13 protein-coding genes and 2 tRNA genes are annotated in these 14,243 nt (G+C 50.0%); 12 read left to right on the top strand and 3 right to left on the bottom strand.

The genetic code is table 11. The features are described from left to right. Nucleotides 1-161 precede the first annotated feature (161 nt). The 6 genes from lon to CSQ88_RS22660 all read left to right on the top strand — a co-directional run bounded on the left by lon (nucleotide 162) and on the right by CSQ88_RS22660 (nucleotide 5,544). Nucleotides 162-2,576: an endopeptidase La gene (gene lon / locus CSQ88_RS01095; protein WP_180273487.1), complete on the top strand. Its 2,415-nt coding sequence runs from the start codon at nucleotides 162-164 to the stop codon at nucleotides 2,574-2,576. Nucleotides 2,577-2,660: 84 nt separating this feature from the next. Beyond that, a complete protein-coding gene (locus CSQ88_RS01090; RefSeq protein ID WP_046352775.1) occupies nucleotides 2,661-2,933 on the top strand; it encodes an HU family DNA-binding protein in 273 nt (90 codons plus the stop codon). Between the two features lie 141 nt (nucleotides 2,934-3,074). Continuing rightward, nucleotides 3,075-3,150, top strand: a tRNA-Val gene (locus CSQ88_RS01085). 29 nt (nucleotides 3,151-3,179) lie between these two features. Further along, a tRNA-Asp gene (locus CSQ88_RS01080) sits at nucleotides 3,180-3,256 on the top strand. 129 nt (nucleotides 3,257-3,385) lie between these two features. Continuing rightward, a complete protein-coding gene (locus CSQ88_RS01075) occupies nucleotides 3,386-5,218 on the top strand; it encodes a SurA N-terminal domain-containing protein (RefSeq protein WP_180273486.1) in 1,833 nt (610 codons plus the stop codon). A 143-nt stretch (nucleotides 5,219-5,361) separates the two neighbouring features. After that, nucleotides 5,362-5,544: a hypothetical protein gene (locus CSQ88_RS22660; protein WP_143449374.1), complete on the top strand. Its 183-nt coding sequence runs from the start codon at nucleotides 5,362-5,364 to the stop codon at nucleotides 5,542-5,544. On the opposite strand, the gene CSQ88_RS01070 is transcribed toward CSQ88_RS22660, so the two are convergent. Beyond that, nucleotides 5,495-6,325: an enoyl-CoA hydratase-related protein gene (locus tag CSQ88_RS01070; protein ID WP_099396279.1), complete on the bottom strand. Its 831-nt coding sequence runs from the start codon at nucleotides 6,323-6,325 to the stop codon at nucleotides 5,495-5,497. The two genes, CSQ88_RS22660 and CSQ88_RS01070, sit on opposite strands and share 50 nt — an antisense overlap. 398 nt (nucleotides 6,326-6,723) lie before the next feature. Between CSQ88_RS01070 and CSQ88_RS01065 the strand changes: the two genes are divergently transcribed. The 5 genes from CSQ88_RS01065 to CSQ88_RS01045 all read left to right on the top strand — a co-directional run bounded on the left by CSQ88_RS01065 (nucleotide 6,724) and on the right by CSQ88_RS01045 (nucleotide 11,564). Then, nucleotides 6,724-7,599 carry a dienelactone hydrolase family protein gene (locus tag CSQ88_RS01065; RefSeq protein WP_099396278.1) on the top strand — a complete coding sequence of 292 codons (876 nt, stop codon included), beginning with the start codon at nucleotides 6,724-6,726 and terminating at the stop codon, nucleotides 7,597-7,599. A 179-nt stretch (nucleotides 7,600-7,778) separates the two neighbouring features. After that, nucleotides 7,779-8,198, top strand: coding sequence for a MaoC family dehydratase (locus CSQ88_RS01060; protein ID WP_099396277.1), 420 nt, complete (start codon nucleotides 7,779-7,781; stop codon nucleotides 8,196-8,198). A 39-nt stretch (nucleotides 8,199-8,237) separates the two neighbouring features. After that, nucleotides 8,238-9,134 (top strand): D-hexose-6-phosphate mutarotase, encoded by an 897-nt coding sequence (locus tag CSQ88_RS01055; protein ID WP_099396276.1) that lies wholly within the window; start codon nucleotides 8,238-8,240, stop codon nucleotides 9,132-9,134. A 26-nt stretch (nucleotides 9,135-9,160) separates the two neighbouring features. Next, complete coding sequence (gene ubiD / locus CSQ88_RS01050; RefSeq protein ID WP_099396275.1) at nucleotides 9,161-10,684, top strand: 4-hydroxy-3-polyprenylbenzoate decarboxylase; 1,524 nt, start codon at nucleotides 9,161-9,163, stop codon at nucleotides 10,682-10,684. Between the two features lie 64 nt (nucleotides 10,685-10,748). Next, on the top strand, nucleotides 10,749-11,564 hold the full coding sequence (locus tag CSQ88_RS01045; RefSeq protein ID WP_099396274.1) for a CheR family methyltransferase: 816 nt from the start codon (nucleotides 10,749-10,751) through the stop codon (nucleotides 11,562-11,564). 61 nt (nucleotides 11,565-11,625) lie between these two features. Here CSQ88_RS01045 and CSQ88_RS01040 read toward each other — a convergent pair whose 3' ends face one another. Then, on the bottom strand, nucleotides 11,626-12,177 hold the full coding sequence (locus tag CSQ88_RS01040; RefSeq protein ID WP_099396273.1) for a DJ-1 family glyoxalase III: 552 nt from the start codon (nucleotides 12,175-12,177) through the stop codon (nucleotides 11,626-11,628). Nucleotides 12,178-12,212: 35 nt separating this feature from the next. Here CSQ88_RS01040 and CSQ88_RS01035 point away from each other — a divergent pair, with 35 nt between their 5' ends. Further along, nucleotides 12,213-13,163 (top strand): D-2-hydroxyacid dehydrogenase, encoded by a 951-nt coding sequence (locus tag CSQ88_RS01035; protein ID WP_099396272.1) that lies wholly within the window; start codon nucleotides 12,213-12,215, stop codon nucleotides 13,161-13,163. A 14-nt stretch (nucleotides 13,164-13,177) separates the two neighbouring features. Here the strand turns inward: CSQ88_RS01035 and CSQ88_RS01030 are convergent, their stop codons facing one another. Continuing rightward, the gene (locus CSQ88_RS01030) at nucleotides 13,178-14,179 is read right to left on the bottom strand and encodes a methyl-accepting chemotaxis protein (RefSeq protein ID WP_143449373.1); all 1,002 of its coding nucleotides are present in this window, start codon (nucleotides 14,177-14,179) and stop codon (nucleotides 13,178-13,180) included. Nucleotides 14,180-14,243: the final 64 nt, after the last annotated feature.

Below are 14,243 nucleotides of genomic sequence, written 5' to 3'. Positions count from 1 at the left end.
GCTTGCATGCGATGCGTGCAAGTGTTTTTAAATTCAGAATATTTCATATGTTCCATGGATATTTGAAATATTCAGGTCAGATTTTAGTTCTTGGGCATTGTATTTCCTTGCCTGCACCCCCATGATCTGGGGGATAAATCCATTATTGAGGACCCTTGTTGATGTCCCAAACTGTTGCGTTTGCTGACGATGTCCATTTGCCGCTGCTGCCGCTACGAGATGTGGTGGTGTTTCCGCATATGGTTATCCCGCTATTTGTGGGTCGCCCAAAGTCGATTCGTGCGCTTGAAGCCGCGATGGAAGATGGCCGCCATATCCTGCTGGTTGCGCAAAAAAACGCCCAGAAAGATGAGCCAGGCCTGGCCGATATTTATCCTGTAGGTACGATTGCCAGCATCTTGCAGATGCTGAAACTGCCCGATGGCACTGTTAAAGTGCTGGTGGAAGGCGGGCAGCGCGCTGAGGTAACTGATATTGATGAGGAGGCGGGTTTTTACAGCGCCATTGCTCATCCGGTTGATGTCAGTGGCGAGCAGGGGCATGAAGTTGAAGCCATGCGCCGCGCCTTACTGACTCAATTTGATCAGTTCGTGAAGCTTAATAAAAAAATACCACCTGAAATTCTGACCTCCCTTGCCGGTATTGAAGATGCTCACCGCCTTGCCGATACCATTGCTGCGCACCTGCCTTTAAAGCTGGAGCAAAAGCAATCTATTCTCGAAATGTTTGATCTGCGCCGCCGTATGGAACAGCTATTAAAACAGCTGGAATCCGAGCTGGATATTTTGCAGGTTGAAAAGCGTATTCGTGGCCGCGTAAAGCGCCAGATGGAAAAAAGCCAGCGCGAGTACTATCTGAATGAGCAGGTTAAGGCGATTCAGAAAGAGCTGGGTGAATTAGACGAAAACGCCGATATCGACGAGCTTGATAAAAAAATCAAGAACGCAGGGATGAGTAAAGAAGCGCGAGATAAGGCTGAATCCGAGCTTAAAAAACTTCGCATGATGTCGCCAATGTCTGCTGAGGCGACCGTTGTGCGTAATTACATCGATACGCTGCTCGATTTGCCGTGGAAAAAGAAAACCAAAATCAGCAAGGAATTGCCGGCTGCTGAGTTGGTGCTCGATACCGATCACTATGGCCTTGAAAAGGTGAAAGAGCGCATTGTTGAGTACCTTGCGGTACAAAGCCGTGTTGAAAAGCTAAAAGCCCCGATTCTGTGCCTTGTAGGGCCGCCAGGGGTGGGTAAAACTTCTTTGGGTGAGTCGATTGCCCGCGCAACAAACCGCAAGTTTGTGCGCATGGCCCTGGGTGGCGTGCGCGATGAATCTGAGATTCGTGGTCACCGCCGTACCTATATTGGCTCTATGCCAGGTAAAATTTTGCAGTCGATGACTAAAATTGGCGTAAAAAATCCGCTATTTTTACTCGATGAAGTCGATAAGATGGGGGCGGATTTCCGTGGTGACCCATCTTCTGCCTTGCTGGAAGTGTTGGATCCGGAACAAAACCACGCATTCAGCGATCATTATCTGGAAGTTGATTTTGATTTGTCGGATGTGATGTTTGTTGCAACAGCCAACTCTTTGAATATTCCGCCTGCTTTGCTGGATCGGATGGAAGTTATTCGTTTGTCGGGCTATACCGAAGACGAAAAAGTGAATATTGCCCTCAAGTATCTGGTGCCTAAGCAAGTGAAGGCCAATGGGGTGCAGGAAGGCGAGCTGGTGATCACAGACACGGCTGTGCGTGATGTGGTGCGTTACTACACGCGTGAGGCGGGTGTGCGTAGCCTGGACAGGGAGATCGCTCGTATCTGCCGTAAGGTGGTGAAAAGTCTTCTGATGAAGCCTAGTGATAGAAAGATTACTGTTACGCCGAAAAACTTGGAAAAGTACTTGGGTGTACATCGTTTTGATTACGGTGTGGCCGAGCAAACCAACCAAGTGGGGCAGGTAACAGGCCTTGCATGGACCGAAGTTGGTGGCGAATTGCTCACGATCGAAGCGGTAAAATTCCCAGGCAAGGGCAAAATGATTCAGACTGGTAAGCTCGGTGATGTGATGCAAGAGTCCATCCAGGCGGCTTTATCGGTTGTTCGCAGTCGTGCAAAAGCGTTGGGAATTGACCCGGATTTTTATCAAAAAATAGATATGCACATCCACTTTCCTGAAGGCGCAACGCCAAAAGATGGCCCGTCTGCAGGGATCGGTATTGCAACTGCAATGGTGTCGGTATTGTCGGGTATTCCGGTTCGCTGCGATGTTGCAATGACCGGTGAGATCACGCTGCGTGGCGAAGTATTGCCAATTGGTGGTTTAAAGGAGAAACTGCTTGCTGCTCACCGCGGTGGCATTAAGCAGGTGTTAATTCCTGAGGGCAATGTTAAGGATCTTGCCGAGATTCCTGACAATGTGAAGCGCGGACTAACCATTCACCCAGTTAAGTGGATCGACCAGGTGTTGGGGTTTGCCTTGGAGCGTTTGCCGGAGATTTTGCCGGAAGAAGTTGTGAGTGTGGAGCCCGTTCTGCCGCAAGCTGGGGTGGAAGTGACCGGACAGCTTACAAAACATTAGTTGACACAAGATTTTGTGGCTTGCTATAAAGCTGTAGTCAATAGTTAATCGTATCAATCCAATCAGAATTGTAAGGGGACGTAAGTGAATAAATCGGAACTCATCAACGCCATCGCAGAATCCGCTGGTCTCTCCAAGGCTGATGCAGGTAAAGCTCTGGATGCAACAGTAGAAGCCGTAACGAACGCACTGAAGGGCGGCGACGAAGTAACGCTGGTCGGCTTTGGTTCTTTCTATGTGTCTGAGCGTGCTGAGCGCAGCGGCCGTAATCCACGTACAGGTGAGACTATTGCGATTGCCGCAGCGAAACAGCCTAAATTTAGGGCTGGTAAATCTCTGAAAGATGCAGTACAATAATCGTCTTGCTTTGCTGACTAAGTCTTTTTTAGTGCGGTAATGTGTCCTTAAGGTGATTCGCTCGGTTGTCTGAGCTTTTGCCTTTTACACAGATAATTTGCATGCGTCATGTATGATAAATTGCTTGTGTGAAATGGAAATGGGTGATTAGCTCAGTTGGTAGAGCGTCTGCCTTACACGCAGAATGTCGGCGGTTCGACCCCGTCATCACCCACCACTCGCTGTACGAAGAAGTGGTCGCATTGTGGAGTGGTAGTTCAGTTGGTTAGAATACCGGCCTGTCACGCCGGGGGTCGCGGGTTCGAGTCCCGTCCGCTCCGCCAATAAAGATTAAAACAAAAAGCCAAACAGAAATGTTTGGCTTTTTGTTTGTCTATTAGCTGCCTGAGGAAGACAGGCAGGCGTCAATCTGGCATTATATGCCGCGAATCACTCGCGGAGTTGCCTGTCTCATGTTTTCCTTTGTTGAAAAGAACAAAACCGCCGTTCAGGTGGTACTTGGCCTTGTGTCTCTTGGTCTTGTTGTTGGTGTTGGCCTGACTGGCTATAGCGCTATGGAAGGTGGTGGATCGTATTTGGCCAAAGTGGGCCAGACCAAGATCACACCGCGTGAACTCGCTCAGGCTATTGGTAACCGCGCCGTTCCCAATGAGATGAAGCCTATGGTGCTTGAACAGCTGGTTAAAAAACAGCTTTTACTCGAGCAGGCTGGCCTGTTGCACCTAGATGTGTCTGATGATCAGATTCGTAATGCGATTGCTGCGATTCCTGATTTCCAGGAAAACGGTAAGTTCAGCGCTCAGCGCTATAAAGACCTGCTTGCCGCTCAGCAAATGACCCCCCTCGATTTTCAGCAACGTGTTCGTGACGATATTGCAAGCAGCCATCTGCTTGCAGGTTTCTCCAGCGGCATTCAATCCACTGCCGTGGCCGACTATATGGCCGCTTTGCTGGGCGAAAAACGGGATGTGGCGATGCTGCAAATCTCACCTGCAGCTTTTTTGCCACAGATTACGGTGTCTGATGCCGAAGTAAAAAAATACTACGACGCGCATACTGCCGAATTTAAACTGCCTGAAATGGCCCGTTTAGAATATCTGGTTTTTTCTCAGCAAGAATTGGCTAAAAACATTTCGATCAGCCCTGATGAAGTAAAAAAATATTTTGAGGCGCATCAGGCTCAGCTGACGGGTGAAGAGCGTAAAGCCAGCCATATCCTGATTGCTTTGGCGAAAGATGCAAAACCAGAAGCAAAAAAAGCAGCACAGGCTAAGGCTGAAGCTATTTTACTGGAGCTGAAAGCAAATCCGGCACGCTTTGCTGATATTGCCAAAAAAGAATCGCAAGACCCAGGTTCAGCAGGAAATGGCGGTGATTTGGGCTTCTTTGCCCATGGTGCAATGGTAAAGCCTTTTGATGATGCGGCATTTAAGCTGAAAAAAGGGGAGATCAGCGGTATTGTGGCCAGCGATTTTGGTTTGCACATTATTCGTCTTGATGATGTGCGCAGCAAAACATTTGCAGAAGTTCAGCCTGATGTTGAGCAAAAATTAAAGCTTGAAAAAGTAAGCCAGAGCTTCCAGAAGCAGGCAGAGCGGTTTAATGAGCTGGTTTATCAGCAGGCAGACAGCCTGAAGCCTGCAGCAGAGGCCTTTAAACTGCATGTACAGCAAAGTGACTGGCTTACACGTGCTGCCGCTAAGGATGAGCTGCTGAATAACGAGAAGCTGCGTGAAGCGGCTTTTAGTGACGATGTGCTGAAAAAGAAACATAACTCTGAAGCCATTGAAGTGGCATCCGGTACGCTGGTGTCGGTCAGGGTAATTGAATCTAAACCGGCGCAGTCGCAGAAGCTGGAAGTTGTCAGCGCGGACATCACTGCAAAGCTTAAGCAAGAGAAAGCGCTAAAGCTGGCGATTGAAGAAGGGACCAAGAAATTAGCCGATCTAAAAAAAGGCGGTGCTGATACCTTAACGTGGCCAGCTGCTCAGGCCATGGCGCGTATGGGCCAATCTGCAGTTCCTGAAGCACAGATCAAAGAGATTTTCCGTGCTGCGGCTAATCAATTACCTGCTTATGCAGGGGCTGAAGTGAAGGGCCAGGGTTTTGCATTGTTTAAGGTGGTGAAATCGACCCCCGCACCTGCGCTGGATGCCACAATGCGCCGCCAGCTTAATGAAAACATGGTGCAAATGTATGGCCAGGTTGAAGTGGCTAGCTACTTGCAGGCCCTTAAGTCTCAAATTAAAGTGGACTACAAGCTGAAGGCGATGGCGGCTGAGTAAGCTTTGATGGGGGCATAAAAAGATGGCAAGGACCTGTGCCTTGCCATTTTTTATTTTATGGATTGAATTTTCTTACTGCTATGCCGATATTAAGAATAAGCAGAGACGCTAGATTTCTGTTTTAGCCCCGAGGAGATATTGCCATGATGACCGTATTCAATATGGAAGACGGAAGCACAGAGCTGGATAAGGTGGATATCCTCACAGGTGAGGATGATGTTTTTCACTATCCTTTGCCGCGTTTGCAACTGCTTACTGTTGCCGAGTCTGAGTTTGTTAGCCGTTCTGCGGGGCCTCATCGCCATTTAGTTTTACCGCCCGGTTAATGTGCCAGGACGGGAGGCGCTTGCCTAAATAGGCGGCTACTCCCTCTCTGGCTTCCTCATGGGTTCTGATATGGGCGATGCGGTGTGCGGTATCAGAGATCATTGCGTCGTCTATGGGGCGGTGGACAACAGAAGTAATCAGCCGCTTTGCTGCAGTAAGCGCATGCGGGCTGTTTTGTAGCAGCTCGTTAATCCAAGTTTGCACCTGATGATCCATTGCTGTTTCATCGGCTTTTACTTCATGCAATAAACCAAGTTGCAGGGCGGTGTGGCAGTCAAACTGTTCTGCTGTTAGCATAAAGCGTCTGGCAGCACTGATGCCGATTTTGCTGATGATATAAGGCCCAATAACCGCAGGGATCAGGCCAAGGCGGACTTCATTGATCCGGAACCAAGTGTTGCTGCTGGCTACGGCTAAATCACAACAGGCAATTAATCCCACTCCTCCGCCTAATGCCGGCCCTTGTATACGTGCAATAGTAGGTACGGGCAGGCGCTCCAGTGTCTGCATCAGCCGGGCCAGCTTTAATGCATCTTCAAAGTTGCGGTGCTGATCAAATTGGGTGGCATGCTGCATCCAGCTTAAATCTGCGCCGGCGCTGAATGTGGATCCTTCGGCAGTGAGAACAACAACTCTTAGATCAGAGTTCTGGCCAAAGGCGGTGAGGGTGGCGGTCAGCTCGGCGATCAGCATATCGTCGAAGGCGTTACAAATTTCGGGTCGGTTGAGGGTAATTGTGGCGATACCATGGCTAAAGTGTGTGTGTAGTGTATCGCTCATACTCGCACCTTAATAAGGCTTGCATTGATTTGAAATCAGGATCAGGGCAATAAATCAGGGTAAGGTATTGCCACCGGGGGGAATGACAGGAATTTGCGAGTCAGTTTAGTCAAGCCCGGTGCTGTGTGTTAGAGTGCGCGCCACTCTGGGCTGATGGAAGGCAGTGAAAATATTGACTTCATTCATGCTTTGGATTAGACAAGTTTACTGTAATGTTGGCGTGTGAAAGTGCTGAGATAGTGCGCTTTTTTTTCTGGCAAAAGTTGTATGGAATGAAAATTCTGCCTGAGCAGGCAGGATGTGTTTAAGTGTATGGCTGGGTGTTTTGTGTTTGCCTTGAAGGACAGCAGGCAAACTAAGACTTATCGTTTTGTTCTACGTTTGATTTATTAGATGCGATGCGAATTATTTACTGGCTTTACCTGCTTGGTGTGCTTGCTTTGCCTGCCTGGGCCGAGCGTGTCCTGATTCCCGGCGCTGAGATCATTTTATCTGCAAAATACTTACCCCCTCCTTTTCCAGACGCAGGCCCTGCGGCGGCGGTGCTTCTGCTGCACGGCTGCAATGGCTTAAGCCACAGCAACGGGATTAACCCCCGCCCGGACCGGATGGCGGCTCTTTTGCAGGAAAAGGGCTATGCAGTGCTGATGCTGGATAGTTTTAGCGCCCGCGATTTACAAGAAATATGCAGTGTGCCATTAAGTAAACGCACACTCAGCCCCAGAATGCGTGCAGAAGATGCCCGGCATGCACTTGAATGGCTGAAAACACGTAAAGAGATTGATGGAGATCGTATAGGGGTGATCGGCTGGTCACACGGCGCCACTTCAGTGCTGGCTTTGCTGGGGCAAAAACAACCATCGGTGAGGGTTGCTGTGGGGTTTTTTCCATCTTGCAGCTCTTCCTTACTCCGGGATAAGTACCAGGTAACAGCGCCGCTGCTCCTGCTGGTGGGGGAGGATGATGACTGGACGCCGGCCGAGCCTTGCCGGGCCTTAGTGGCGCGTGCAGATCAGCCAACGTTTCGCTTGATTACCTATCCTGATGCTTTGCACGATTTTGATAATATCAGCTTAAAACCAGATGAAACAAAGCGGCTGACACTGGGTGCATCCAGCGTGTCGATAGCGTTTAATGCAGAGGCAAGCTCTGATGCATACCGGCGTACTTTTAAATGGCTGTCTCCCTGGCTTGATTTAAATCGTATCCCTATTACGCCGCCTGCATCGCGTCATGGTGTAACAGGTGTGGGTAAAACACCGGTACTTAATTAATTTGCCTGTATTTGGTATTAATTTTTCATGAATTAGCAAACTTATCGTGACCTGTGGCTCATCCGTGTTTGCACTGCAAGTGCATATTGTTGGTGAGTCTGTTTGTGTCCTGATTTATTGAAGCAATAAATCAGGAGTCTGAAAATTAAATCACTTAACGCGTTAATGAGGTGTATTAAATGGCATATTACATTGAAGACTTGCAGGCGGATCAGATTGCTGAATATCGCAAAACCTTAACTGAGGCTGATATTGTTTTATTTGCCGGTATTTCTGGCGACAATAATCCCATGCATATTGATGAAGAGTACGCATCGGCTACGCGCTTTGGCGGGCGGATTGTGCATGGCATGCTCAGTGCCAGCCTGATTTCTACCGTGATTGGTACCCGGCTGCCGGGACCTGGGGCGATTTATATGGGGCAAAATCTGAAGTTCCTGAAGCCGGTTAAAATTGGTGACACCGTTACTGCCCGGGTAACCGTCAGTGAAGTGCTGCCGGATAAACAGCGTGCCCGCTTGCTGACAGAGTGCTGGGTAAAAGATGAAAAAGTAATTGATGGTGATGCACTGGTCTGGGTGCCCCGTCGCCCGGCCTGAAGCCAGTAATTTAAAGATGACGTGTTGAAGGAGTTCTCTATGCAAGCAAATCTTGCCACCTTGCTGGCAACTATCCCGGAAATCAGCCTGTGCTCATCCGCAGATCTTTATGGCGGGGAAGAGCCGGGCTTGCCTGTTTTGCAAATTCAGGGGGCAGCAGGCCGTGCCGCGCTTGCTTTGCAGGGCGCTCATTTACTGTCATTTATTCCAGCGGATGGGCGGGAGCTGCTCTGGCTGTCGCCCAAAGCTGTTTTTGCCGCAGGTAAAGCAATTCGCGGGGGGATTCCCCTCTGTATGCCCTGGTTTGGCCGCCATCCTGATGGCCAGCCAGCCCATGGTTTTGCGCGCACATCCAATTGGGATGTTACTGAAGCCGAGATCCTGGGTAATGGTGATATCAAAGTTGTGCTCGAATTACACGATACAGCGGCAACACAGGCCATATGGCCCCATGCGTTTGTGTTTCGCTTGGCATTAACGGTGGGCCGTGAGTTAACGCTTGCGCTGAGTGTAGAAAACTTAAGCGATCAGCCTGCCCCCTTTTCGCAAGCCTTTCACAGCTACCTGGCCGTGCCTGATGTAAGTGAAATTGCAATCAGCGGGCTGGAAGGGTGTACCTTTGTCAATACGCTGCTGGAAGGCCATCCGCGTAAAGTGCAGGAAGGCGATCTGCAGGTGCAGTCGCTTACTGATCGTGTCTACTTAAACGTACCTGCAAAACAAGTGATCAGCCACGGCTCAGGGCAAACCCATATCGTGAGTGATACCCGCTCCGCTATTGTCTGGAACCCTTGGGAAGACGCAGCAAAACTGGCCGATGTGGGCCAGGGTAATTATCCGGGCTTTGTTTGTGTGGAGCGTGGAGACGTGCTGGATAATGCATTGACGATTGCCGCCGGTGGCATTTACCGCGCCAGCATGACTTTGTCCGAGTAATGGTTGTTTTTGCCTGAGTTCTGTTTATGCAATACCAAGATTTGCGTGATTTTATTGAGCAGCTGGAAAAACGTGGCGAGTTAAAACGGGTGAAAATCCCTGTTTCGCCCTATCTCGAAATGACCGAAATTTGTGATCGCACTTTGCGTTCAGAAGGCCCGGCGATTTTATTCGAGAATGTACCTGGCCATAGCATGCCCGTACTGGCTAATCTCTTTGGCACGCCAACAAGGGTGGCCAATGGCATGGGCGCGGCTGAAATTAGCGCGCTGCGCGAAATCGGCAAGACACTGGCTTATTTAAAAGAGCCAGAGCCGCCCAAAGGCTTGCGCGATGCATGGGATAAGCTGCCTCTGCTTAAGCAAGTCTTGAATATGTCGCCCAAAGAAGTCAAAAACGGCCCCTGCCAAGAAGTGATTTGGGAAGGCGAGGCGGTTGATCTGGCGCGCATTCCGATTCAACACTGCTGGCCAGAAGATGCCGCGCCACTGATTACTTGGGGCTTGGTCGTGACGCGTGGCCCAAATAAAAAGCGCCAGAATCTGGGGATTTACCGCCAGCAGGTGATCAGCCGCAATCAGGTAATTATGCGTTGGCTGGCGCATCGCGGCGGTGCTCTGGATTTCAGAGAGCACGCGCTGCAAAAGCCCGGCCAGCCATTTCCGATTGCTGTGGTTTTGGGTTGTGATCCTGCCACTATTTTGGGTGCAGTCACCCCTGTTCCTGATACTTTGTCTGAATACCAGTTTGCGGGCTTATTACGCGGTTCCAAAACAGAACTGGTCAAGTGCCTAGGCTCTGATTTGCAAGTGCCTGCCCGGGCCGAGATTATCCTTGAAGGGCATATTCAGCCTGCTGAAGCGGGCTTTAGCGGCGTGAGCGAAGCAGGTATTCCGCTTAAAGAAGTGGGGGGGTATCTGTATGCGCTTGAAGGCCCGTATGGGGATCACACCGGCTATTACAACGAGAAAGACTGGTTCCCGGTATTTACGCTGGAGCGCATTACTACGCGTAAAAACCCGATATACCACAGTACCTATACCGGCAAGCCACCAGATGAGCCTGCGGTGCTGGGCGTGGCTTTAAATGAAGTGTTTGTGCCTATTTTGCAAAAGCAATTTAGCGAAATCGTCGATTTTTATTTGCCGCCCGAGGGCTGCAGCTACCGGATGGCGATTGTTTCTATTAAAAAATCCTATCCGGGTCATGCAAAACGGGTGATGTTTGGTGTGTGGTCATTTTTGCGTCAGTTTATGTACACCAAATTTATTGTGGTGGTAGATGACGATATTGATATTCGGGATTGGAAAGAAGTCATCTGGGCCATTACCACGCGTATGGATCCGGTAAGGGATACCACCCTGGTAGAAAGCACGCCCATTGATTATCTTGACTTTGCCTCGCCCATCAGCGGGCTGGGCGGTAAAATGGGCTTGGATGCCACCAATAAATGGCCGGGTGAAACCAGCCGTGAATGGGGCAGAACCATTGCCATGAATGATGAAGTAAAAGCGCGTGTAGATGCTATTTGGTCAGATTTGGGGCTATAACACTATTAAGCTGCTGTTTTTTATTTGTCACGTTTGTTGATAAGAATTTGATTAAAGGATCCCCATGTTGCCAACGCCTTCTCGTGAATTTCAGTTTACGGAGCAAGACTTCGAAAAGGTGCGTAAATTAATTTATAACTACGCAGGCATTGCTCTTTCTCCTGCTAAACAAGATATGGTTTACGGGCGTTTAGCTAAACGTCTGCGCGCCTTAGGGCTGCAATCATTTAATGATTATTTGCAGCTCTTAGAGCGGGGCAATAGCAAAGAATTTGAATTGTTTACCAATTCACTGACCACCAATCTCACCTCGTTTTTTCGTGAGGCGCATCATTTCCCTATTTTGGCTGAGCATTTGCTGGCGCATCGCAGCTCGGGTGCACTGCAGGTATGGTCATCTGCTTCCAGTACAGGTGAAGAGCCTTACAGCATTGCCATGACAGCGTGTGAAGCTTTCGATAGCATGCGGCCGCCGGTTAAAATTACGGCCACAGATTTAGATACCAATGTGCTGGAAACCGGCCGCATCGGCATTTATGCGGGTGAAGAAGTCGAGCGCATGGGCCCGCAAAGGGTGAAGCGCTTTTTTGATAAGCTGCCCGATGGCCGCTATCAGGCCAAGCAGGAGCTGCGCGATTTAATTACATTTAAGCGGCTGAATCTGGTGGAGGCCACATGGACAATTCGCGGCCCGTTTGATGTGGTTTTCTGCCGTAATGTAATGATTTATTTTGATAAACCCACTCAGCTTAAAATCCTTGAACGCTTTGCGCCGCAAATGAAATCTTCAGGTTTATTGGTGGTGGGGCATTCAGAAAATCTTTACCACGCAGCGCAATTATTTAAATTGCGCGGTAAAACGGTGTATGAGCTGGTTTAATTCAGCGTAAAAGCCCGCATAAAAAATGCGGGCTTTTTTGTGTCTGCTGTATGCGTATTGCTCAGGCAAACAGCATTTCTTTACTCAGCTGTTGTGAAATAGCCTCTCCTTTAAGTTGGCGCACCAGCTCGAAAGCAAATGCGGCAGCCGTGCCTGGGCCGCGTGAGGTGGTGATCAGGCCATCTTGTACCACATCCCTGATCACAATATTTGCACCTGCATCCGTTAACACCGCTTCGCAGCCAGGGTAGCAAGTGGCATTGATCCCCTTGAGTAAATCCGCTTTGGCCAGCACCATGGGGGCTGCGCAAATTGCGGCCAGGGGCTTGCCCTGGGTAAGGTGCTGTTGCAGGCGGGTATGCAGCTCAGTACAGGCCAGCATCGCTTGCGTGCCAGGCCCGCCACCGGGCAGAACCAGCATCTGGGCATTGTGATCTGCCTTATCCATGGACAGATCCGCCTGAATAGTGATTTGATGTGCGCCCGTGACAGCCAGCTCGCTGTGAATCGAGATCAGGCGGGTGCTTATATCGGCGCGGCGTAAAATATCCACGACCGTTACTAATTCTATTTCTTCAAAACCGGGAGCCAGAAAGAGATCGACTTGATTCATTTTGCTGCCTTTTTAATTAATTGAGAGCGTGATATATGCTGCCACGGATTGTGTTTTTAGACAGAGACTCTTTGCCGCTTACTTTACTCCCCTTAAAAGCGCCGCATCAATGGCAGGAATATGCCAATACAAGCGCGGATGAAGCAGCAGGGCGTCTGATTAATGCCGATATTGCGATCAGCAATAAAGTAGCGCTTACAGCAGCAACCATTGCGGCCTGCCCAAATCTTAAACTGATTGCTGTCGCGGCCACCGGCTATAACCAGATTGATCTGGCCGCTTGCAAAGCGCGTGGAATCCGCGTGTGTAATATTCGTGATTACGCGCTTGCCGGTGTGCCGGAGCATGCCCTGATGCTGATGCTGGTATTACGCCGCCAGCTGCTGGCGTACCGGGCGGATGTTGAAGCGGGCCTGTGGCAACAGGCCAAAAGTTTTTGCCATTTTGCCGCGCCTATCCATGATTTGGCAGGCAGCACGCTGACTTTAATCGGCTCAGGCGCGCTGGGGCAGGCGATGGCGGCTCTGGCCCGTGCCTTAGGCATGAACGTGCTTTTTGCAGAAAGAAAGCACGCTGAAACAGTGCGCCAGGGCTATGTTGATTTTAACGAAGCGCTTTCCCGTGCCGATGTGCTGAGCTTGCATTGTCCCTTGAATGAGCAAACCCGCCATTTAATTGGTGCAGCAGAATTGGCGCTGATGAAAAAAGATGCAGTGCTGATTAATACGGCAAGAGGTGGCCTGGTCGATGAAGCGGCTTTATTGCATGCATTGCAAATGGGCCAGTTAGGCGGGGCAGGGCTGGATGTTTTAATCACAGAGCCCCCAAAAAATGGCAATGCGCTATTGGATATCAGCCAGCCTAATCTGATTATCACCCCGCATATTGCATGGGCAGGGCAATTTACCATGCAGCAATTAGCAGATCAGCTGATTCATAATATTGATGCTTTTCTGGCCGGGGAGGCCAGAAATATCATTGTTTAAATGCGGTTCTTGTTTTAATGCCGCCAGAAAGTGTAATCGTCTGTCTCATCGTCATCGTCTTCAAACGTATCATCCTGCACCGTTTGGGGAGAGGAGCGCCTCTGGGTGTTTCTGTGCCCGCGTAAATTAAATTGCTGCATCGGCGTCTGCAGCTGCATGGCGGTTGAGCTGAGCTCTTCTGCGATGGCGCTCAGCGCTTCAGCCGATGCGGCTGAAGATTGCATTCCGCCATTGATTTGCATGACTGCACTATTGATCTGCTCAATGCCGCTACGTTGTTCACTGGAGGCGGCCGAAATTTCTTGTACCAGAGCGGCTGTTTTACCGATGCCGGGCAACATTTCCATGAGTAAGAAGTCGGCCCGCTCGGCTACGGCTACAGATTTTCCTGCCAGATCGCCAATTTCCCTTGCGGCAACCTGCGAGCGTTCTGCCAGTTTGCGCGCCTCTACGGCAACGGTTGCAAAGCCTTTTCCGTGCTCTCCCGCACGGGCTGCTTCAATGGCGGCGTTAATCGCCAGCAGGTCGGTTTTATTGGCGATGTCATTGATTACCGTAATACGCGAGGCGATTTCCTTCATGGCATGCACCATATCGTCCACCGCCTTGCCACCTTCAGTGGCGCCGCCTGCTGACTTAGGCGCAATGCCCTCGGTGACCCGCGCATTGTCTGCATTCTGGCTGAAACCTGCTCTGATGCGCCGCTGATGGCGCTGGCCATGGAGCCCACTTCGGTGAGCGTATCTGACAAGCGATGGGCCATGCCTTTGATTTGAGGCTAAAAGGCTGCTGCGGTCGTTGTCTTTCTGGCGGATTGTGGTGGCTAAATTGCCTTCGGCCACTCGCGCCATCACTTCCATGGCATAGGCAGGATCACCGCCAAGTGGGTGCAAAATACTGCGGGAAATTAATGCACCCAGCATCATAGTGATGAGCAGTGCCAACCCGCCAGCGCTTAACATCAGGCTTCGTGAGTCAGCTGCGCCAGTTTTGGCTTTCGAGCTGGCTTTTTGCATTTGGGTGGTTTGAAAATTTGTCAGATCGGTTAATTAAATTCTTTCTCTGGTGTGAAATTTTTTA

Source organism: Iodobacter sp. BJB302 (assembly GCF_002735645.1).
Lineage (GTDB): Bacteria > Pseudomonadota > Gammaproteobacteria > Burkholderiales > Chitinibacteraceae > Iodobacter.
This window is presented reverse-complemented; position numbering and strand designations above follow the sequence as displayed.